16 protein-coding genes are annotated in these 21,665 nt (G+C 59.6%); 6 read left to right on the top strand and 10 right to left on the bottom strand.

Annotated elements, in window-relative coordinates; genetic code table 11:
- Positions 1–51: 51 nt before the first annotated feature.
- The 8 genes from ACIOWE_RS13335 to ACIOWE_RS13300 all read right to left on the bottom strand — a co-directional run bounded on the left by ACIOWE_RS13335 (position 52) and on the right by ACIOWE_RS13300 (position 12,732).
- Positions 52–2,544: a fimbria/pilus outer membrane usher protein gene (locus tag ACIOWE_RS13335; RefSeq protein ID WP_401391908.1), complete on the bottom strand. Its 2,493-nt coding sequence runs from the start codon at positions 2,542–2,544 to the stop codon at positions 52–54.
- An 84-nt stretch (positions 2,545–2,628) separates the two neighbouring features.
- Positions 2,629–3,378, bottom strand: coding sequence for a molecular chaperone (locus ACIOWE_RS13330; RefSeq protein ID WP_401391905.1), 750 nt, complete (start codon positions 3,376–3,378; stop codon positions 2,629–2,631).
- A gap of 72 nt (positions 3,379–3,450) precedes the next feature.
- Positions 3,451–4,047: a fimbrial protein gene (locus tag ACIOWE_RS13325; RefSeq protein ID WP_123462404.1), complete on the bottom strand. Its 597-nt coding sequence runs from the start codon at positions 4,045–4,047 to the stop codon at positions 3,451–3,453.
- Positions 4,048–4,156: 109 nt separating this feature from the next.
- Positions 4,157–4,804 carry a response regulator gene (locus tag ACIOWE_RS13320; protein WP_401391901.1) on the bottom strand — a complete coding sequence of 216 codons (648 nt, stop codon included), beginning with the start codon at positions 4,802–4,804 and terminating at the stop codon, positions 4,157–4,159.
- Positions 4,805–4,826: 22 nt separating this feature from the next.
- The gene (locus tag ACIOWE_RS13315; RefSeq protein WP_401391898.1) at positions 4,827–7,991 is read right to left on the bottom strand and encodes an ATP-binding protein; all 3,165 of its coding nucleotides are present in this window, start codon (positions 7,989–7,991) and stop codon (positions 4,827–4,829) included.
- Positions 7,992–8,077: 86 nt separating this feature from the next.
- A complete protein-coding gene (locus ACIOWE_RS13310; protein WP_401391895.1) occupies positions 8,078–9,265 on the bottom strand; it encodes an EAL domain-containing protein in 1,188 nt (395 codons plus the stop codon).
- The gene (locus ACIOWE_RS13305; protein ID WP_401391892.1) at positions 9,252–12,065 is read right to left on the bottom strand and encodes an ATP-binding protein; all 2,814 of its coding nucleotides are present in this window, start codon (positions 12,063–12,065) and stop codon (positions 9,252–9,254) included. Before ACIOWE_RS13305 ends, ACIOWE_RS13310 begins: the two co-directional genes overlap by 14 nt.
- 94 nt (positions 12,066–12,159) lie before the next feature.
- Complete coding sequence (locus tag ACIOWE_RS13300; protein WP_201237642.1) at positions 12,160–12,732, bottom strand: fimbrial protein; 573 nt, start codon at positions 12,730–12,732, stop codon at positions 12,160–12,162.
- A 610-nt stretch (positions 12,733–13,342) separates the two neighbouring features.
- On the opposite strand from ACIOWE_RS13300, the gene ACIOWE_RS13295 reads away from it, so the two are divergent.
- The 5 genes from ACIOWE_RS13295 to ACIOWE_RS13275 all read left to right on the top strand — a co-directional run bounded on the left by ACIOWE_RS13295 (position 13,343) and on the right by ACIOWE_RS13275 (position 19,806).
- Positions 13,343–14,662 carry a hypothetical protein gene (locus ACIOWE_RS13295; RefSeq protein ID WP_401391889.1) on the top strand — a complete coding sequence of 440 codons (1,320 nt, stop codon included), beginning with the start codon at positions 13,343–13,345 and terminating at the stop codon, positions 14,660–14,662.
- Positions 14,663–14,916: 254 nt separating this feature from the next.
- Entirely contained in the window at positions 14,917–15,399 is a 483-nt protein-coding gene (locus tag ACIOWE_RS13290) for a MarR family winged helix-turn-helix transcriptional regulator (RefSeq protein ID WP_201237644.1), read from the top strand.
- Complete coding sequence (locus ACIOWE_RS13285; protein ID WP_401391885.1) at positions 15,389–16,858, top strand: efflux transporter outer membrane subunit; 1,470 nt, start codon at positions 15,389–15,391, stop codon at positions 16,856–16,858. Before ACIOWE_RS13290 ends, ACIOWE_RS13285 begins: the two co-directional genes overlap by 11 nt.
- A gap of 15 nt (positions 16,859–16,873) precedes the next feature.
- Positions 16,874–18,076 (top strand): efflux RND transporter periplasmic adaptor subunit, encoded by a 1,203-nt coding sequence (locus ACIOWE_RS13280; RefSeq protein ID WP_401391882.1) that lies wholly within the window; start codon positions 16,874–16,876, stop codon positions 18,074–18,076.
- Between the two features lie 200 nt (positions 18,077–18,276).
- A complete protein-coding gene (locus ACIOWE_RS13275; protein WP_201237647.1) occupies positions 18,277–19,806 on the top strand; it encodes a DHA2 family efflux MFS transporter permease subunit in 1,530 nt (509 codons plus the stop codon).
- A gap of 125 nt (positions 19,807–19,931) precedes the next feature.
- Here the strand turns inward: ACIOWE_RS13275 and lpxH are convergent, their stop codons facing one another.
- Both lpxH and ACIOWE_RS13265 read right to left on the bottom strand, forming a co-directional pair.
- Positions 19,932–20,684 carry a UDP-2,3-diacylglucosamine diphosphatase gene (gene lpxH, locus ACIOWE_RS13270; RefSeq protein ID WP_401391879.1) on the bottom strand — a complete coding sequence of 251 codons (753 nt, stop codon included), beginning with the start codon at positions 20,682–20,684 and terminating at the stop codon, positions 19,932–19,934.
- Positions 20,681–21,187, bottom strand: coding sequence for a peptidylprolyl isomerase (locus ACIOWE_RS13265; RefSeq protein WP_150652315.1), 507 nt, complete (start codon positions 21,185–21,187; stop codon positions 20,681–20,683). The genes lpxH and ACIOWE_RS13265 overlap by 4 nt, the downstream gene beginning before the upstream one ends.
- Positions 21,188–21,438: 251 nt before the next feature.
- Here ACIOWE_RS13265 and ACIOWE_RS13260 point away from each other — a divergent pair.
- The coding region (locus ACIOWE_RS13260) for a glutamate--tRNA ligase family protein (RefSeq protein WP_401391875.1) at positions 21,439–21,665 on the top strand (227 nt) is incomplete at its 3' end.

The following is a 21,665-nucleotide window of genomic DNA, read 5'->3' as shown; positions in this document are numbered from 1 at the left end:
TACGTACGACACCAACCCTGTGGGAGCGGGCTTGCCAGCGATGGCGGCGTCTCAGTCAGTCGCTGTCGCGCGGCATACTAGCGATACCCGCTCATAGTTCAGCGCCTTATTGCGCTCCGGCAGTGTGTAAGGTGCCTCGCAGCGCTGGCTTTGCCATTGGATGACGAGGCTGCCAGTGTCGCTTTCAATCAGCGCCAGTGCCTTGCCACTCGGATCGGAGATTGCCAGTTGCTTGCCGGCGCCATCTTCCAGCGACGCACCAAACGGGATCGGCTGGTGCTGCGCATCGAACAATGCAAATTGCACGCGGCGCCCGGTCTTGCTCGCATAGCGCGCGAGCACCACGGCACCACGGCGCGGCACCACTTGCCGGGTCGCGTTATCGATTTCGATATCGCCGCCCAGGTCGCGGGTGTCGAGGTTGATCCAGTTGACCCGATAGGGTTGCGCATTGGGCACCACGGCATAGCCGTTACGCCCGGTTTTCGCCCCGGAGAAGCTGCCGATTTTCACCCCGGATACTCCTTCGACCTGCGCCAGCGCAAACGTCTCACCCACGGTTTGGCCCAGGTTGATCCCGCCGCCGTGACCGACGATCGAGCCGGCCAGATTAAGGTTCTGCGAGTTGTAGCCTCGCCCCTGACTGTAACCGGCGCTGATGTCCATCACCGAGGTGCGGGTGCTGAGGTTGGCCGAACCGTTGCTGCCACCGGTGCTGCTGTTGCCGCCTTGCACCGAGTAATAAGTGTCGCTGTCTTCCGTCAGATAACCGTTGATCCCGACTTGGGTGCTGTCGGTGGCTCTCTGTGTGCTGGCGGAAACGAACGCTCTCGGCGCGCGCGGTTTTGAACCCAGCGGGAAAGACAGTGACAGGTTGACCAAGGTGTCGTTGTTCGCCGGCCCATAGTTGCCGACGTCCTTGGTGTAGGTCGCGCCGAGGTTGTAGCTGACATCGCCCCAATAATTGCTGTAACCCGCCGACAGGCTTTGCGATCCGCCGCGTCCCCAATAACGCTGGTCACTGGCGTTGAGGTAAACGCTGCCATATTGCTGGTTAGTCCCCAGGCTCTGGTTGACGGTCAGGTCGGTGCGGGTTTTCGAGTTGCCCGTGCGTTTTTCGCCCTCATGGCTCAGTTCCTCGACATGGTCTGTGAGGGTGCGATAACCCTCGGTCGAATAGCGATAGGCGGCGAGGGTGAAGCTGGTGTCGGTGCCGGTAAAGGTCTTGGCGTACAGCGCCCGCAAGCTGTTGCCCTTGACCACTTGGCCAAAGGTGCGGCTGGCGGAATGGGTCACGTCCAGTGACACGGCGCCGATCGGCGTATTGCGCCCCGAGCCCACGGACAACGCCTGAAAATTCTCGGTTGCCTGCACGCCGACGATGCCGGACAAGTTGCTGCTGATGCCGTAGGCCAGTGTACTGCTGACGAACTGCGGCGATTGCAGATCATCGCTGTTGCTGTTGTAACGGCCGGCCGAGACGCTGTACTTCAGTTGACCTTGACGAACCATGATCGGCAGGCTGGAAAACGCCTGCACCGTCACCCGGCGCTGACCGTCGGCTTCGATAATCGTGATTTCCAGGTCACCGTTGGAACCGCTGGGATAGATATCGCTGATCTCGAAAGGGCCCGGCGGCACGTTGGTGGTGTAGAGGATGTAGTTGTTCTGACGAATTTCCACCGTGGCGCTGGACTGTGCAATTCCGCGAATGACCGGCGCATAGCCGCGCTCGCTGTCGGCGCGCATGCCGTCATCGGAGGCCAGTTTCAGGCCGCGATAGCGCACGCTGTCGAACAGGTCGGCGTCGGAGAAAATATCCCCGGCACTGAACTGGCCTTTTAACGCGGTGACGTCATGTTGCAGATAGCTGCGGTTGCTTTTGAAGGTGCTCGGCTGGTCCGTGCTGCTGTTGAAGTTGGACTCGTTGCGCAAGCGCCAGCCGCCCAGGTTGATACCGTTGCGCAAGCCGACGTTATTGGAAATCGTGTTGGCGGTCTGCGTGCTGTTACGGCTGCTGCTCAGCTGATAGTTGATAAACGCCGCAGGCACGCCTTCGTCCCACAGGGCTGGGTCAACGTAACCACGTCGGCCACGTTCCATGGCGTTTTGCGGCACGCTGACCAGCAGGCGCAAGCGCGGTACGTCGTAACGCACGCTGGCATGTTCGATCAGAGCGGGCAAGTCGAGGCAGGCGGTCGGGTCGTCAGCGTCGAGTTTGCCGCTGGCTTGCAACTTGGCGATGTCGACGCCCAACTGCTGGACCATTTCCAGGGTCAGGCAGGCCTGGATCTTGCCGTTGCCGGGGTGGCGACGGAAGTCGATATCGCGCCGACCGACCAGCGTGTCGTTGCTGTAGAGGTCAACCCGGTAGTTGCCGGGCAGTACGCTGTTGCTGGCGAGCAGCGATTGCACATCAACGGTCGACGCGGCGCCTTGCAGAAACGACGTGTTGAACTGTTCATCGCCGTCAGCCTGGCACGCTGTGCTGATGGCCGAGGCGATCAACAACGATGCCAGGCCGTCGCGTTTGAGTAAAAACATGCAGGAACCCTATATCACCTCCGATACGAACTAACGGAGCGAAGAGAAATACAGTGAAAGTGTGCGATCAGAGCGATTCGCGAATTATGGCGTTTCTTTGTTTGGACTGGCGTGAGTGTCGGCGCTGTTGGAAAGTTGCGCGGTAAAACGATCTTGTGCGCCGTAGTCATTAATGCTGCTGAACAACAAACTTGCCGCATTAGTCGAGTGAAGTTGTTTCAACACGAACTCTTTGCGTTCGCCGGGCGCGATCATCATCGAATCAAACGGCTGCTCGCTGACTGCGCCGGATTGCAGGGTGATATCGGCAATCGACACGTGATAAAGACCGGGGTTATTCACCACCAGCACGCTTTTTCCGGCGCGCTCGGCCAGGCGCCAGGTCAGTTCGCCCGGTGCCAGGTAGGCGTTTTTTTTCAGGCCAACCGGGCGGAAGAACACCTTGATGCGCTGGCGCACGGCGAGCTGCAGGGTGTTCTGGGTTTTCGCGTTCTGGGGGATTTCCTGCACGTTGAGCCAGACTACCGACTCGCGGTCGCTCGGCATGCCGGTGCCCTCGTAGATGACCCGCAGTATTTGCTGTTCGTCGCCGCTGACGCGCACTAACGGCGGTGTGACCGCAAACGGCACGGAAGCGGATTCGCTGGCGTCGGTGTCGATCCACGACTGGACCAGCACATCTGCACCGCTGTTACGCACGGTGATTCCGGCTTCCTTGTGCTGGCCGTCGAAGACCAGACGGGTGCTGCTCAAGGAAATGCCGGCGGTGGCCTGATTGACCACGAACAGGCCCAGCAGGCCTGCACAAAAGGACAGTGAGTGTCGATAAAACATGATGGTTACCGCGCAAGTGATTGAAAGCGCGGGGCCGCGTGGCCCCGCACCGGGCTCGAGCATTCGCGCGGGTTATTCGTATTGCAGGGTGAACGGCAGGGTGGCGTCGCCACGACCGGCAACGGCGGTTGCCACGTCGGCGGTGGTGACGTAGGCGGCCGAGAATTTCAGCGTGGTGTTGCTGTCTTGCAGGGTGTTTTCGATCTTCGCGGTGGATGGCGAGCTCAGGTCGATCAACGCGCCATTGGAGTCGAGCAAGGCGATACCAATGTTCTTCGCAGCGCCGAGGCCGTCGATCAGCTTCAGTACTTTGGTCCCGGCCACGATGCCCGAACCTGCGCCCTTGGTCGGTTCGAAGATCATCGCCACTTTTGTGCCGGCGTTGCAGTTGATCTTCATGTCGAAGTTTTCGGCGCTCAGGGTGCCGTTGCCTTTAGGTGCAGTAGCGGTGCCCATGTCCTTGATCGACACTTCGCCCATGTTGACCGAAATGGTTTTGTTGCTTCCGGCGCCTTCAACCGAGCAGGCATCGTTGTTGATGGTGCCGGTGAAGTTGATGGTGCCGCTGCCAGCCTTGGTCGGGGTTGGGGCCGGTGGATCTTCTGCCAGAGCGTTGCCGGTAGCGGCAATGATCGAAAGGGCGAGAAGTGCGCGAGTCAGCTTTTTCATGTTGTTTTCCAATGGTTGGGGTTAAAACAACAACACAATATAGCGCGAACTTTTGCTGGAACATCAGACGATTCCTAGAAGTCGTCTTTAACTAGGGTGTCATTACCTGTTAGTTAAACAAGTTGCGCTCTATGCAATAAGCCAATAAGTCCTGATCACTGCAGACTTCAAGTTTGCGCATTGCCGATATTTTTTGCGTACTGATGGTTTTAGCACTTCTGTTCAAGTAACGGGCAATGTCGTTGACGCCCTGGCCCTGAACGAACAAGCGCAGGATTTCATGCTCCTTGGGCGACAACCGGGAAAACCGTTCATCCAGATCAGCGCCGTCGTTCACTACGGATGTCGGCGCGGGTGCCTGCCAGCGCACCGGGTTGCCTTTGGCGATGGCTTTGAGTGCGGTCTCGATTTCGTCGTGCAACTGGTTTTTTTGAATGACTGCCAGCACACCCAGTTCCTGCAGGCGCGTCAGGATCAACGGATTGGAAATCATGGTCAGTACCAATACCCGAACCTTGGGAAAGTGCCTTATCAGGTACTCCACCAGTTTCAGGCCGTCACCGTAGGTCGAATCGGCAGGCATGTTGAAGTCGGTGATCAACAGATCTACAGGCTTGGTCTCCAGCAGCTTGATCAGCTCATCGGAGCCTACCGCTTCGCCCACCACGCGAAAGCGTTGGTCACGCTCGACCAGTTCCCGCACCCCCAGCAGCACGATGGGATGATCATCGGCAATGATAACGTTGAAGGTTTCCATGAGTGATTTATCCAGAGTGAAGTTATTCGAGGGAGTCGAGCAGATCTTGCAGCCGCGTCAGATTTTGTCGCACCGCCACGGCCAGAGCGGGCGTCACGGCCATGCCGGTCAAGCGACATTCCAGCTCGACAAACGCGCTGGCCAAGACGTTGATCTGCACTGCCCCTAGCGCCCCCGCCATGCCGTGCAGTTGCTGCGCCACGCTGTTGGCGTCGGCCGCATCCAGTGCCGCCAGGGTGGTCTGAATATCCTGGCGCAGGGTGGTGACAAACAACTCGCGCATTTTTGCAGATAGCGACGGCGGGGTATCGATAACGGGGGCCACAGCGATTTTGCAATGTTGCTCAAGTTGCGTACGCAGGGTGGCAAGGTTCAGCGGCTTGACCATCCACGCGTTCATGCCGACGGCGGCGCAGCGTTCGCCTTCTTCGCGCAGGGCGTTGGCGGTGACGCCGATGATCGGCAGCGTTGCGTCCTGTTGGCGCACCGCTTCGGCCAGTCGGTAGCCGTTCATGACCGGCATGTTGACGTCGGTCAGCAGCAGATCGAAGCGGCCGGGCACCCACTGCGCCAAGGCTTGTTCGCCATTCACGGCGACGATCACCGAGCAGCCGAGGGCTTCCAGTTGTTCCTTGATGATCGCCGCGTTGATCACGTTGTCTTCGGCCACCAGCACCTGCAGATTCAGTGGGCGGGTCTTTGCTTGCAGCGCGGCTGGGCGCTGCGCATTGGCGCCGTGTTGTGCCAGATAAATAGCCCAGGCAATCGCGCGGACATCGTTGGCGTCGACCGTCCAGTCGGGGCCATTCAGTTGCGCCGGATTTGGGCCGCCCGACAAAGCGACGATCCGTGGCCCGCTCCAGTGCGGGGCATTGTCGAGCGGGGTGAGGTCCACCAGTAGCGCCGAGAGTGGTGGCATCTCGGTCGTCACCAAGCGGCAATCCAGACCAAAACGGTTGAGCCAGGCCATCAGCTGCAGCGCCAGTTCGCTGATCGGTGCACGTACATAAACGGCGGCGCTGCCTTCCACGAAGGCGGGGCAATCGGCCAATGCGCCCGGCACGTTCTCCAGCGAGAGTTGCAGGGTAAAACTGCTGCCCAGTCCGGGTTCACTGACCACGCTCAACTGGCCGTGCATCAACTCGCACAACCATTTGCAAATGGCCAGGCCCAGACCCGCGCCGGCCTGACTGTCGGCGTCGTTGACCTGATAGAACGGGTCGAACAATTGCTGTTGCTGCGCTTGGGAAATCCCCATGCCCGAATCGCTGACCTGCCATTGCACTTCGGCGCTGCCAGCGGCGTTTTGCAACACGCGCACGCGCAGCACCACGCGACCGTTGTCGGTGAACTTGATCGCGTTGCTCAGCAGGTTGTTGAGGATCTGGCGGATGCGCAACGGGTCACCGCGCAGTTGATCCGGCAAGCCCGAATCGATGCAGGCATACAGTTGCAGGCCTTTGGCGCGGGCAAATGCGCTGTAAGTACGCACGACATCTTCAGTCAGCTCCAGCGGGCAGAAGTCCTGAAGCTCAAGGGTCATTTGCCCGGCCTCGATCTTCGACACATCCAGCACATCGCTGATCAGCTTGAACAGGCTGGCGGAGGAACGCTGGATGGTGTCCAGATAATCCTGCTGGCGTGGGGCGAGCGGTGTCAGCCCGAGCAATTCGAGGGTGCCCAGCACGCCGTAGAGCGGGGTACGAATTTCATGGCTCATGGTGGCGAGGAAGCGGCTCTTGGCCTGGTTGGCCGAGTCGGCGGCCTGACGGGCTTCTTCCAGGGCGGCGGCGTCTTCGATATGCCGGGTCACGTCATGCAACGCACACAACCAGGCATCCTGGCCTTGATAGCGCGTCGAGACGAAAGCCAGATGCAGATGACGCCCGTCGATCTCGAGATCGGCATGGCCGGACTCGCTGTGTGACTTGAGCAGGCTCATCAAACGGCTGCTGTCGTGCCATTGCTGGGCGCGCTGGTTTTCCAGGAGCACGTGGTGATCGCTGCGGCGAATCACACAGAGGCCGGTCGGTGCGGTGTCGATCACCGCACGGCTGAAGGCCTCGCTTTCGGCGATGCTCGCGTGCGCACTTTGCGCGGGGATGATCACGCGTGCGGTGTACCAGCGGTTGATGGCCCGACCGCAACCAAGCAACGCCAGCACCACCGCCACGAGGCACAGCAATGGCCACAGCGCATAGCTGAGAAAACTGCGCAGGCTGATGACGTAGATCGCGGTCCAGTGCTGTGCGCCGGGGCTGCTCAGTTTGAACACCAGGCCGTCACGGTCGAAATTTATCCCCTCATCCAGTTCCTGGTCGGATCTCTGTGCGCCGGTCAAGACCACGCCGGCCGGGGTGATCAAGGTGAAGTCATCGTAGATCGACCACTCCATCAATCGCTCGATGTTGTTGACCTGGGACAGTTTCAGCAACGTGCCGAGCACCACCCAGGAATCGGCGCCCTCGATGGCCTGCATAGGCTGGAGCAGATTGATCCTGACGTAGGCCAGCAGCGTCGGCGTTGACTCGTTGTCCTGAGTAGACGGGTAGGGCACCCAATGCACTTGATGATCAGCGACTGATGACTGCTCGCGTGCATGCTGGTTCACCTGGCTCATGACTTGGGCAAACGCGCCGATCTGCATCGGGCCTGCACCGCGCAAGCGCCCGGCGGAGGGCACGGCCACGTCGAAGTTGTCGGGGCCATTGAGCAGGATCACTTGCGGCGACTGATAGTGCGATGCCGCCCAGAACGCGCTGTAGTAGGCGGCCAGATAACTACCCAGCGCGAAAACCTTGGGGTATTGGTCGGCGGCGATTCTCTGCGGATCGATCTTTACGCTGAACGGCAGTGAAAACGGCAAGCCGCGACCTTCATAGACATTCGGGCCTTCTTCTGGCAGCAGTTTTTGCGAATAAGTGGGCAACACCACCAAAGGAAAATATTGACCCTTGGCACTGGCCTGGGAGATATCGCGCAGGAACACTTCCTGCTCATGGATATTTTCCATCAGCCGGGCGAAGTGAAACTGCAGGGTGTCGCGCTGCTCTTCGAGCATGCGCTGTACCCCCAGATAGCTGATGCCCAAAAGCAGCAATACAAGGGCGCCGAGCAGCAGCAGACTTTTGTTCAACCGCAGCGAACTGCTGGCCAGTTTGTCCAGAAATGCATTGGTATGCGGCATTACAGCGCCTGACCAGCGGTGATGGGGCAGCCTTGGGACACAGTGACCTCGGTAGCGAGCGACGTTCAACAATAGCCACGTGCCGCTCACCAGGCGTTCGCCGGCCCGTCGTGGGTCAGCAAGTGCTGGAACTGATCGGCTGAAACGGCGTGGGAGATCAGGAAACCTTGAACCTGAGTGCAGTCGATTTTACGCAACAGAGCAAGTTCTTGTGCGGTTTCTACGCCTTCGGCCACCACCGTAAGACCCAACTGGCGACCGAGGCTGACAATGCTGGTCAGCGCCTGGGCCAATTCCTCGTTGGCGTTGCAGCCTTGCACCAGCGTGCGGTCGATCTTCAATTCAGTGAACGGCGCCGACACCAGATTCATGTACGAGCTGTAGCCCTTGCCGAAATCGTCCTGCGACAGACCGAAACCCTTGATCCGCAAGCGGCACGCGCCGGCGTAGAAGTTGCTGATGTCGTCGGGTACCGAGCACTCCATCAATTCGAAACAGATCCGCGCGGGCAGGCCTTGGTTGGTAAGCACGAAAGCGAGGATGCGGTCGGGCAGGTCGTGGCTGTTGAGCAGGTGCGTGGGCAGGTTGACCGAGACCGGAATGTCATAGCCCTGTTCGCGCCAGATGGCTTGGGCGGCAATCGCTTGTTTCAGCACGCACCAGAGCAATGGCTCTTCGAGACCGAACGCAATCAACGCCGGCAAAAATACCCCGGGCAGCATCGTGCCATGTTCAGGATGGTTCCAGCGTACCAGTGCTTCGGCGGCGACGATCCGGCCATTGTTCAAGGCCTTCTTCGGTTGAAACCAGGCTTGCAGTTCACCGTTGTCGAGGGCGTTGCAGATACTCTGGCGATCGATGCCGGGATGGGTCGCCGCCGGGACGTTTTGGCGCAGCGCCTGCAATTGATCGATCAGGCAACGCAGGGCGGCAGCATTCACCGGTTTGGAAATCAGCCCGATGACTTTCACTTGCAGGTTGCTCGCCACCAGGCTCGCGCCCATCAGCATGCGTCGTGAGACGGCGCTCATGATCGCCAATGCCGGACGTGAGCGTTGGGCGGCAAGGCCCTGAATGAATTGCACGCCGTCCATGCCCGGCATCAGCAGGTCGGTGAGCACTAGATCGAAGTCGCGTTGTTTCAGGCAGTCCAGTGCTTCTTCGCCGTCCTTGGCGCACGCCAGATCGAAGTCACCCAACTCGCTGAACAGGTTCTGCAAGTACAGGTGCTGGAAGGGGTGATCTTCGACAATCAGAATGCTACAGGGCTTCATGAGCGACTCGTTCGTAGGGAGCCAGGACAGCGAACAAGGCTCGTAGCGTAAAAGGTTTGACCAGGCAGTGATTCATCCCAGCGGCCAGGCACAGCGCATCCTCACCGCGCAGGGCGTTGGCGGTCGCGCCGATGATCGGGATGCTGCAACCGAGGCGCCGCAGGGCTTTGGCCAGTTCGTAGCCGTTGAGGCGGGGCATGTTGACGTCGGTCAGGACGATGTCGAACGCAGCGTCGGGCCACAGCGACAAAGCCTCTTCGCCATCGCTGGCCAGCGCTACGGTGCAGCCCAGTTCTTCGAGCTGATCGCGCAGGATCAGTTGATTGATGACGTTGTCTTCGGCCACCAGGATGTGCAGGCGTAACGGGCGCAGGGCATGGGATTCAGTGTCTTGCGGGCGTTGAACGATCTGGCCGCTCTGGGCTTGGCGAACGGCGCGTTGAATCGCCAGCAGATCATTCAGATTGACCTGCCAGCCGTCGCCGCTGAACTGCGGCTCATGGGCGCCGTCACCGCTGGCCAGTACGCGCGGCCCACGCCATGCCAGGTTCGGGCGCTGTCCGAAGGCTGCGGGATACAGCTCCAGCAGCAGCGCCGTCGAATCCGGCTCGATGCTATCCGGTGCGCCGATATGCACGCGGGCACCCCAGCGGCGCAACCAGCCGCTGATGCTGTCGGCCAGTTCGCGCACGGGCGAAACGACATAGACGAGGTCCGCGGCCAAGGGCGGCAAAGCAGTAGAGGGTGCGTTGCCGCAGCGTTGCTCCAGCGGCACGCTGAGGGAAAAACTGCTGCCCAGGCCCGGCTCGCTGACCATGCGCAGAGTGCCGTTCATCAAGTGCGTCAGACGTTGGCAAATGGGCAGACCGAGGCCTGTGCCGGCGGCGACATTGGTGTTGCCGGCGGTCTGGTAGAACGGCTCGAAAATAAACGCCTGATCGTCATGGGCGATGCCTTTGCCGGTGTCGGAAACCTGCCATTGCAGGCTCACGCGTTCGCCTTCACGAGCGAGCAGTCTGACCCGCAATACCACGCGCCCGGAATCGGTGAACTTGACCGCGTTACTCAGCAGGTTGTTGAGGATCTGCCGCACCCGACTGACATCGCCGATCAAGCGCTCAGGCAGTTGCGGGTCCAGGCAGGCATAGAGTTGCAGGCCTTTGCTTTGCGCCGCGGCGGCATAGCCTTGCACCACTTCGTGCACCAGTTCCGGGACGGAAAACTCGCTCAGCTCCAGCGCCAGTTGCCCGGCCTCGATCTTCGACACATCGAGCACGTCGCAAATCAACTGCAGCAACGTAGCCGATGATCCTTCGATCGCCCGCAGGTAACTTTTCTGCTGAGTGTCCAGTTGCGTGCGCGCGAGCAACTCCAGGGTGCCCAGCACGCCGTAGAGCGGGGTGCGTATTTCGTGGCTCATGGTCGCCAGAAACAAAGTCTTGGCTTCGTTGGCGGCATCGGCCGATTGGCGTGCCTGTTCCAGTGCTGCTTCGATCTGTCGCCGAGCGCTGATGTCACTGAACGCACAGAGCAAGACGTCTTCACCTTTATAGCGGGTCGGCGCACAGCTCAGGTACAGGTGACGACCGTCGGCAGTCTCGAAGTAATCGGTCAGGTACGGCGAGTGTTGGTCGAACGCATCGCGGATCCAGCCGGCGCCCAGTTGCTCGCTGCACTGGCCCAGCCATTGCCGCGCGAGGGTGTTATCCAGCACCACTTGACCGTCACTGCGGCGCAGCACGCACAGCGCCACCGGCGCGGTCTGAATCACGTCGCGGCTGAACAGTTCGCTTTCCACCAATGCCTGAATGCGCTGGATTGCCGGGGTAATGAAACGATGCTCCAGACGTCGGACCAACAGGCACACCAGGCTGATACTCAACACGCAGAACAGCAGCGCGCCGAGCATTTGTGGCCACAGGGCGCGCAGTACCGCCAGCAAGTCGATGGAGTAAGTCAGCTGCCAGTCCGAGGATTTCAGCTGCTTGCGCAACACCAATTGCTCGGGCAGCCAGCCATCGCCGACGAAGCCGAAGAAATCCTGTTGTCGCAGCAACGGCAGGTGCTGTTCTGGCGGTGGTTTGTGGCTGTTGCTGAACAGCGGTTTGCCTTGGGAGTTGAACATGGTGAACTCGCCGGCACTGTGGTCGTTCAGGGCGCTGGAGACTTCGCGGTCGTCCATTTCCAGGCCGAGCCAGCCGGAGTTGATATCGCGCGCGTCTAGACGAATGAAGATGTATAGCTGCGAGTGGCCGTCGGCGGCATGGGTCAGCCAGAGTTCTTTGACGTTGCCGCTGTTGTGGTGCTTGAGGGTCTGCAGTTGTTCGAGCATGGTCTCGGGGACACGGCCGATCACCGCGGTTGCGTTGTACAGGCGCAACACTTGGGTCCGGGGGCCGCTGCTGACGTAGACCAGGTTGAGCTGCCGGGCCTTGAGGTAATCGCGCATGCGTCGGGTCAGCCAGATGCTCCATTGCTGCCCCGGCGCTTGCCCGAGCAGCAGGCGGATCTCTTCCTCGGAGACCGGCAAATCCATGTTGGCCATGTGCGTAGCCGACAGGCTCAGGCTTTCCAGCAGTGCTTCGCGGGTGGTGAAAAAGGTATGCGCTTCGGCGATGGCGCTGCTCATGTAGCTGCGCCGTTGGGAAATCTCATTGTTGAAGGTAAACAGCAGAAAGCTGTAGACGCCGCCGAGAATGCCCACCAGCAGCACCAGGGCAAAAATGCGCAGCAGACGCCGCGCCGCATCGGGCGAGGACAGGATCGGGCTGATCTGATGGAGGTAGTTCTTCAATCGCATCCCGGCACAGTAGAAGCGGCCGGGCATGATGAAAATCAGACGATTCTTAAAGAGAGCTGCGCAAACAATTGGCTATAGCAACGCATCAATGGATTCAAAGGTAACTCATGACAAATGCAATCGTTGCGTTGGCTGTTCCGGCGCGCATGCCCTTGTCAAACCCACCATTGCCACCTGTTTCAGCGACGCGAAAGTAACGAGCGCTCAGGGGGATCTTCAAGTTGCCTCCCACAGAGGGATAGTCTGCGAATACATAGCTTTGATTTAAAACCAAGGGGTTTCCATCGCTATTGAGTACTTGCAAAGCCACACCCTGAGCAGTCGAATCTGCACTCAGCTGTACGATACCCCTCGTGGAATTTTGCGAGGGAGAAGTTGGGGTAGGCTTGAGTGTATAAGTTACTTTTTTTATGCCCGGCGGACAATTGTTAAGGCTGATGTCAAATTTGACCAGCTCAGAATATGCTCCGTTGTGGGCAAAGCTACTCATGTCATGCGACCCCATGTCTACTTTGATGTCCGGCGTTTCACAGGATTGAGGCACAATCGTTGTGCCATTGGTCGCCATTGCTAGTGGTGATACACCATCTGCATGAAAAGTCCCCAGTGTTCCTGCCGGGATTTTCTGTACATCGATTACATCCGCTATTTTGAATAGTCGTAGCACGTGTCTTGTGGTGTCCCATCCGTACCCGCCCGCTGCTCGGCGAATAGCCGGATAAATGGGTATGGCTATCCCTTCTCTGGAGGACCACTGCCATGCGAGCCCGGTGTTTCCGATTGCGTAAACAAGGTCACCCGATTTAGACACACCGACGTTGTTCTGAACACCATATGAAAACTCGTTAGTACATCTATACGAGCTGGGCGTAGGTCCAAGTGTTAATGGAGGACTTTCATATATTACGGTGCCGTTAGGTGTATCACGAGGAATCGAAAGTGTAGTGGGTAATTGCATAGTGAGAGTTGTTTGATGATGACCCGGGAAGAACGAGCAATTAGCCGCGCCTGCGTAGCTGGGCGCGAAAAGTAACGACAGACATAGCGTGTGAATCAATTTCGTTAGCTGGAGCGGGCGCTGGAGTTTGAAACGCTTCATGAAGGGGTTTACGTAATTGGCCAAAGAGCGGCATACGTTAAACACGCCGTTTGCCGATGGACATCAGGCGATTCTTAGAACACGCTCCCGCGTCTGCGCAAACGCGGCGATGTATTAGACTCAGCAAAGCCTGAAAACCGTGCAGGTTGTGCAGCCCCCGGTTCACCAGAGAGGTCATATGGTCCGCTTGAGTATGGTCTTGCTCGGTCACGAATTCGTCCGCAAGCGTTGGTCCGCGCTGGCGCTGACGGGCGTTGTCTGGGGTGCGGCCGGTGTGGGCATCTTCATTGATGCGCTGGACGGTGTTTTGTATTTTCCGCTGCATCTTTTCGGCTATCTGTTGTTGCTCGAAGCGCTGATCCTGCTGCTGGTGCCGGCACCGCAAGCCGGGACCGCTGCGGCCCTGCGCAGAGGGCGAGGACTGGCTTTTCTCTTGCTGGGACTGCTGATCGTCGACCGGCAACATGCCGCTGGGCTGATTCTGGCGGTGCTGTTTGGCGGGGCTTTTATCATCGATGGGGTCTTTAGGCTGGCGGCTGCGCTGGTGGTGCGCTTTGTCGGTTGGCAAGTGTCGCTGCTGGCGGGGTTGTTCGAAATCGGCTTTGGCGTGTTTATCCTTGAGCCGTATCCGACGCTGTATAAGGGCACGGTGCCTTTTTGCATCGGCATGAGCCTCTTTCTCACCGGTTGCGCGTTGTTGCGGCAAGCCGTGCGTTTCAAAAACCAGTTGCCGCTGACCAGTACTGCTGCAGTGAGTGCGCCGACCCGCAGCGACGCGTTGGTGATTCACGTCTGGACCCCCAGCGGCACCGTCGACGACACCTTGGTGCGCAATCGTCTGCTCAACCGCTATATCGCGGCGGTCGACGTCAACGGCGTGATCTCTGCCGGCCATGCGGCTCTGGCGTGTGGTCCGGACATCTACATCAGCCACTATCCGCAGGATGACATTGATCGTTCGGCGGGGGATTTCGTGCGGTTATTGCGGGCGACGCCGAACAACAATGTCCCGGGCCGGTTTCTGCAGGACTATGCGAGCGAGGTTGCCGACTGGTGCCCGTCTTCGGCTCAGGTCAGTTTTGCCCATTACGATGCCGGGAGACTGGCGGCGTTCTGGGCGGAATATCGGCAGAACACCACGTACAACCTCACCAGCCGCAACTGTTCCAGCGCCGTCGCCCACAGCCTCGAAGCGGCCCTCGAGGGGGCGATGAATCGCGGCCAGTCGAGCATGCTCGATTTTGCCCGGGTCATCATCAGCCCCGAATTCTGGGTCGCGGCCCAAGTGCGTAAACGCGCAGAGGCCATGGCCTGGACACCGGGGCTGGTGCTTGATTATGCGCGGGCGTTGCACGCGGCTATCGAGCCGGCACCACCGGGCTGGCATGGTCTGTACGCGGGGGGCAAACGTGCCTGCGGGTATGTGGCGACTGCCTTGCGGGGGCGCGAGGTGCATCCGGTGCAACCGCCGCCCGCGAATCCTTCCGACAAGTCCTGACCGGCATTACACCGAGTCGCCCCAATCGCTGGCAAGCCAGCTCCCACAGGATCTGTGTCGTACACAAAATTCATGTACACCCGATAACCCTGTGGGAGCTGGCTTGCCAGCGATGGCGTCCACGTGGACGCCACAAAAACCCAGTCCACTGGTCAACTAATTACCAAGCAACCTAACTATTACGTTGACATTCGCTGCCTAGGCAGTAACATCTCGACATACATTCACTGCCTAGGCAGTTATTAGGTGAGCAAATGAAGCATTTCACCCCGGACGAATTCAAACACTGCCATCTCGGCCTGTTGCTTGGCCGTGCTGCGCTGCTCAAAGACAAGATCATCGACACCCACATGGAACCCCACGGCATCACCGCCGCGCAGTTCAAGGTGTTGATCATCATGGCGCAGTTCGGCGTCGATACCCCGGCCGAACTGTGCCGGCACCTGTCGCTGGACAGCGGTTCGATGACGCGCATGCTCGATCGTCTGGAGCAGAAAGGCTTTCTGGCTCGCCAACGCAGCGAAGGCGATCGCCGTCAGGTGCAGCTCAAGCTTACCGAGCAGGGCCAGCAACTGGCCGATCGCCTGCCGCACATCGGCGCCGACGCGATGAATGAACTGGCGGGCGCCGTTACCCCGGACGAGTTGAAAACCCTGGAATACATCCTCAAGAAAATTCTGCTGGGAGCCGGTGACCCGATCACTATCCAGCGGCTAGGTGAACACAATGAGCGGTAAAACCTTGCGCAGCAGCCTGACCCTGGTGCTGTCGGCGATGATCCTCGCCGGTTGCGCCAACTACAGCGGCCTCGACACCCACGGTCAGAACCTCGATGCGAAAAGCCTGAAAGTCGGCCAATCCCTCAACGGCGTGACCCTGTCGCCGGCCGCCTGGCCAAAAAGCGACTGGTGGACCAGCCTTGGCGATCCGCAACTCGACGGTTTGATCCGCGAAGCCTTGCAAGACAGCCCGGACATGCAGATCGCCGAAGCACGCGCCCATCAGGCCAGCGCCGCCGCGTATGCCGCCGATGCGGCACGGTATCCGACCCTCGACGCCAGCGCCGGCATCAGCCGTTCGCGTCTGGCCAAGGATCAGGACCCGCGCGGGCAGGGCGATGCCTACGCCACCGTGCGCAATGTCAGCGCCGGCTTCAATTACAACTTCGACCTGTGGGGCGGCCAGCGCGATGCGTGGGAAGCTGCACTCGGTCAGGCCCGCGCCGCTGAAGTCGACCGTCAGGCCGCGCAGTTGACGCTGGCTGCTGATGTCGCCCGTGCTTACAGCGATCTGGGTCAGGCGCACATCGTTTATGACCTGGCCAACGACGACCTCAAGCGTACTAAACAAATGCTCGACCTGAGCCAGCGTCGCCTGAGCTCCGGCATTGACAGCCAGTACCAGTTCCAGCAAACGCAAAGCCTTGAGGCCAGCTCCGAAGCCAGCCTGATCGATGCGGAAAAACGCCTCAACAGCGCCAAAATCGCGCTCGCTGTGCTGCTCGGCAAAGGCCCGGATCGCGGCAGCGAAATCGCCCGGCCGAAAGTCCTGCAAGCCAGCGCCGTTGCGGTGCCGTCGGTATTGCCGGCGGAGCTGCTCGGTCGTCGCCCGGATCTGGTCGCTGCACGCTGGCGCGTCGAAGCGGCGAGCAAAGACATCGACTCGGCGAAAACCCAGTTCTATCCCAACTTGAACCTCACGGCCTCGGCCGGTGCCGAATCTTTGTTGGGTGACGCGATGTTCGGTTCGGCCAGTCGCTTCTTCAACATTGCCCCGACCATTTCGGTGCCGATCTTCGATGGCGGGCGCCTGCGCGCCAACCTCGATGCGCGCGACGCCGATTACGATCTGGCGGTGGCGCAGTACAACAAAAGTCTGGTGAAAGCGCTCGGCGATGTCAGCGACACGATCAATCAGTTGCGTGACATCGGCCGGCAGATCGGTGCACAGCAACACGCCACCGAGATTGCTCAGGATTCTTACAACACCGTCGTCCAGCGTTACGGTTCCGGCATCGGCAACTACCTGGACGTGCTCAGCATCGAGCAGCAGCTGCTGCAGGCCCAGCGTCAGTTGGCCAACCTCAATGCCGAGCAGATCGACCTGTCGATTCAACTGATGCAAGCGCTGGGCGGCGGCTTCCAGGGTGACACCCTGACCGCAGCCAACGCCACCCCAGCCACGCCGCACAACTAATTCAAGGTATTTGTCATGGCCACTGCCGAAAACACCCAAGCTCAAGGCAACACCCCCGACACCGGCAACCCGCGCAAGCGCAAAGTCATGCTGCTGGTGCTGGCCGTTGTCGTCCTCCTCTCCTGCGCTGGCGTCTGGGCGTATCACGAGTTCATCGGGCGCTTTAACGAAAGCACCGACGACGCCTACGTTAACGGCAACGTCGTCGAAATCACCCCGCTGGTGACGGGCACTGTAGTCAGCATTGGTGCTGACGATGGTGATCTGGTTCACGAAGGCCAGGTGCTGATCAACTTCGACCCGAATGACGCCGAAGTCGGTCTGCAAAGTGCCCAGGCGAAACTGGCGCGCACCGTGCGTCAGGTGCGCGGCTTGTACAGCAACGTTGATGGCATGAAAGCCCAGGTCAACGCGCAACAGGCGGAAGTGCAGAAAGCCCAGGACAACTACAACCGCCGGAAAAACCTGGCGCAGGGCGGGGCGATTTCCCAGGAAGAACTGTCCCACGCCCGCGACGACCTGACCTCGGCCCAGAACGCCCTGGCCAACGCCAAACAGCAACTGAAAACCACCAGCGCGCTGGTTGATGACACCGTGGTCTCGTCGCACCCGGACGTGATGTCGGCCGCCGCCGATCTGCGTCAGGCTTATCTGACCAATGCGCGCAGCACCTTGATCGCACCGGTCACCGGTTACGTGGCCAAACGCACTGTCCAACTCGGTCAGCGCGTACAGCCGGGCACTGCACTGATGGCGGTGATCCCGCTGGATCAACTGTGGATCGATGCCAACTTCAAGGAAACCCAACTGCGTGATATGCGCATCGGTCAACCGGTCGACATCGAGTCCGACATCTACGGCAGCGACGTGAAATACAGCGGCACCGTCGACAGCCTTGGCGCCGGTACCGGCAGCGCGTTTGCCTTGCTGCCAGCGCAGAACGCCACCGGTAACTGGATCAAGATTGTTCAGCGGGTGCCGGTGCGCATTCACATCAACGCCGAAGAACTGGCCAAACACCCGTTGCGTGTCGGTCTGTCGACCAACGTTGAAGTCAACCTGCACGACCAGAGCGGCCCGGTGCTGGCTCAGCAGCCACCGCAAAAAGCCTCGTTCAGCACCAACGTCTACGACCGCCAACTGGCCGAAGCCGACGCGATGATTGCGCAACTGATCCACGACAACAGCGCTGCGGTCAGCAAAACCGCGCAACGCTGAATCTAACCTCTGTGGGAGTGAGCCTTGTGGTGAGGGGATTTATCCCCGATGGACTGCGTAGCAGGCCCGGCTTTTTGAATCAAAAGTGGGGCCGCTTCGCGACCCATCGGGGATAAATCCCCTCACCACAGGATTCACTCCCACAAGAGCAGCTGTGTCTTTAACAGGCACGGCGCCAATCAGGTTTCATAGGATTCACAATGAGCAATAACGCCTCTTTCACGCCGCCCAGCCTGTTGCTCAGCACCATCGGTCTGTCGCTGGCGACGTTCATGCAAGTGCTCGACACCACCATCGCCAACGTGGCGTTGCCGACCATTTCCGGCAACCTTGGGGTGAGTTCGGAGCAGGGCACCTGGGTGATTACCTCGTTCGCCGTGAGTAACGCGATTGCGCTGCCGTTGACCGGTTGGCTCAGCCGCCGTTTCGGTGAGGTGAAGCTGTTTCTCTGGGCGACCATGCTGTTTGTGTTGGCCTCGTTCCTTTGCGGTATTTCAACATCGATGCCCGAGCTGATCGGCTTCCGTGTCCTGCAAGGTCTGGTCGCCGGTCCGTTGTACCCGATGACGCAAACCCTGTTGATTGCCGTGTATCCCCCCGCGAGGCGCGGCATGGCCCTGGCGTTGCTGGCGATGGTCACGGTGGTCGCGCCGATTGCCGGGCCGATTCTCGGCGGCTGGATTACCGACAGTTATAGCTGGCCGTGGATTTTCTTCATCAACGTGCCGATCGGCATCTTCGCGGTGATGGTGGTGCGTTCGCAGCTGGCCAAACGGCCGGTGGAAACCAGCCGTCAGCCGATGGATTATGTCGGTCTGATCTCGCTGATCATTGGCGTCGGCGCGTTGCAGGTGATCCTCGACAAGGGCAATGACCTCGACTGGTTCGAGTCGAACTTCATCATCATTGGCGCGGCGATTTCGGTGATCGCGCTGGCGGTGTTCATCATCTGGGAAATGACCGATCAGCACCCGGTGGTGAATCTGCGCCTGTTCGCCCATCGCAACTTCCGCATCGGCACACTGGTGCTGGTATTGGGTTACGCCGGGTTCTTCGGCATCAACCTGATCCTGCCGCAGTGGTTGCAGACCCAGATGGGCTACACCGCGACCTGGGCGGGGCTGGCGGTGGCGCCAATCGGTATTCTGCCGGTGCTGCTGTCACCGTTTGTCGGCAAGTACGCGAACAAGTTCGACCTGCGTTTGCTGGCCGGGCTGGCGTTTCTGGCGATTGGCTTGAGCTGTTTCATGCGCGCCGGGTTTACCAACGAGGTGGACTTCCAGCACATCGCTCTGGTGCAGCTGTTCATGGGCATTGGCGTGGCGCTGTTCTTCATGCCGACCTTGAGCATCCTGATGTCGGACTTGCCGCCGAGCCAGATTGCCGACGGTGCGGGGCTGGCGACTTTTCTGCGGACCTTGGGCGGTAGCTTTGCGGCATCGCTGACCACGTGGATCTGGATTCGCCGGGCCGATCAACATCATGCGTACATGAGTGAAAGCATCAGCACCTTCGAACCGGCGACCCGCGAGACCTTGAATCATTTAGGCGGTGCGAGCCAATCGGCTTATGCACAGATGGATCAGATTTTGACCAGCCAGGCGTACATGCTCTCCACCGTGGATTACTTCACGTTGTTGGGCTGGGGCTTTATGGGTTTGATTCTGATTGTGTGGCTGGCGAAACCGCCGTTTGCCGCCAAGGCAGGCCCGGCCGCTTCCGGGCACTGATCTGCAACACGATCAAATGTGGGAGCGAGCCTGCTCGCGAATGCAGTGTGTCATTCAGCAATGAAGCGCCTGACACAACGCTTTCGCGAGCAGGCTCGCTCCCACATTTGTTTTGTGCTTGAGTTTTAGATTGCCGGGGCAGGCAGGGCTGGCGGCGGGGCAAAATCGAACGGCGCCAACGCATACCCGTTCTCATCCACCTGCAACGCCCAACCCTGACGATCCCAATCCCCCAACACAATCCGTTTCGCCGCCTGCTCACCGAGCTGCAACTTGTGGATTGCCGGGCGATGGGTGTGCCCGTGAATCAGGGTTTTCACGCCGTATTCCTGCATGATCCGCGGGATTTCCTCAGGCGTGACATCAACAATGTCATTGGCCTTCATCCGTACCTGCGCGCGGCTTTCGCTGCGCAGTTTGCGCGCCAGTTTATGGCGGCTGCTCAGCGGCAGGTTGCGCAGGATAAACAGCGTGATCGGGTTGCGCAGGTAACGACGCAGCTTCATATAACCGACGTCGCGGGTGCAGAGGCTGTCGCCGTGCATCAACAGCACCAGTTCGCCGTAGAACTGCACGACGCTCGGGTCCTTCAACAGCGTGCAGCCGGCCTGTTTGCAGAAGGCCTTGCCGAGCATGAAGTCGCGATTGCCGTGCATCAGAAAGATGGCCGTGCCGCTGTCGCTCAATTCGCGCAGGGCCTGGCAGATGGAATGCTGAAAGGGCGTCATGGCATCGTCGCCAATCCACGCCTCGAAAAAGTCGCCCAGAATGTACAACGCACTCGCCGAGCGGGCGCGTCCGGCGAGCAAATCCAGAAACGCCCGGGTAATGTCCGGGCGCTCCTCTTCCAGATGCAAGTCTGAAATCAGCAATATCACGCTTCGATGATCTCGGCTTTCTCGATGATCACGTCGTCTGCTGGTACGTCCTGGTGGCCGGCCTTGGAAGTGGTCGAAACACCTTTGATCTTGTCGACAACGTCAGTGCCGGCGGTCACTTTACCGAATACCGCGTAGCCCCAGCCCTGAACGTTCTTGCCGCTGTGGTTGAGGAAGGTGTTGTCGGCAACGTTGATGAAGAACTGTGCGGAAGCCGAATGCGGCTCCATGGTGCGGGCCATGGCAACGGTGTACTTCTCGTTGGAAAGACCGTTGTCAGCTTCGTTCTGGATGCTTGGGCGCTTGTCTTTCTTTTCTTTCATGCCTGGCTCGAAACCACCGCCCTGGATCATGAAGTTACCGATGACACGGTGGAAAACGGTGTTTTCGTAGTGACCGGCTTTAACGTACTCGATGAAGTTGGCGACGGTGATCGGCGCCTTTTCAGCGTTCAGTTCGATGACGATGTCGCCATGGTTGGTGGTCAGTTTGACTTGAGTCATGGTCATTACTCTTTATAAGGAATTCGTGGTTTTCGGACATTCAGTCCCGAAACCGGTTCAGCCTGCATCGGCCAAGGTGCGCAGTTTAGCGTGACAGGCGCGAATTTCGAGGCTGTTTTTCGAAAACCCTGCGATTAAATGCACTCCTTTATAGGGCCTGCTCTGTCAGCCCCTTGACAGCATCGGCTATGATAGCGGCTTTGTTTTGTCTGGCCCCCTTTGCGGCCGCGCACATGTAAGTCAAGGATCCTATGAGCAAGCCCACTGTCGACCCTACCTCGAATGCCAAGTCCGGCCCTGCCGTGCCGGTCAATTTCCTGCGGCCGATCATCCAGGCAGACCTGGACTCGGGCAAGCACACCCAGATCGTCACCCGTTTCCCGCCTGAGCCCAACGGCTACCTGCACATCGGCCACGCCAAGTCGATCTGCGTGAACTTCGGCCTGGCCCAGGAGTTCGGCGGCGTCACGCCCCTGCG

The organism is Pseudomonas sp. NPDC087598 (assembly GCF_044743525.1).
Taxonomy (GTDB): domain Bacteria; phylum Pseudomonadota; class Gammaproteobacteria; order Pseudomonadales; family Pseudomonadaceae; genus Aquipseudomonas.
This window is presented reverse-complemented; position numbering and strand designations above follow the sequence as displayed.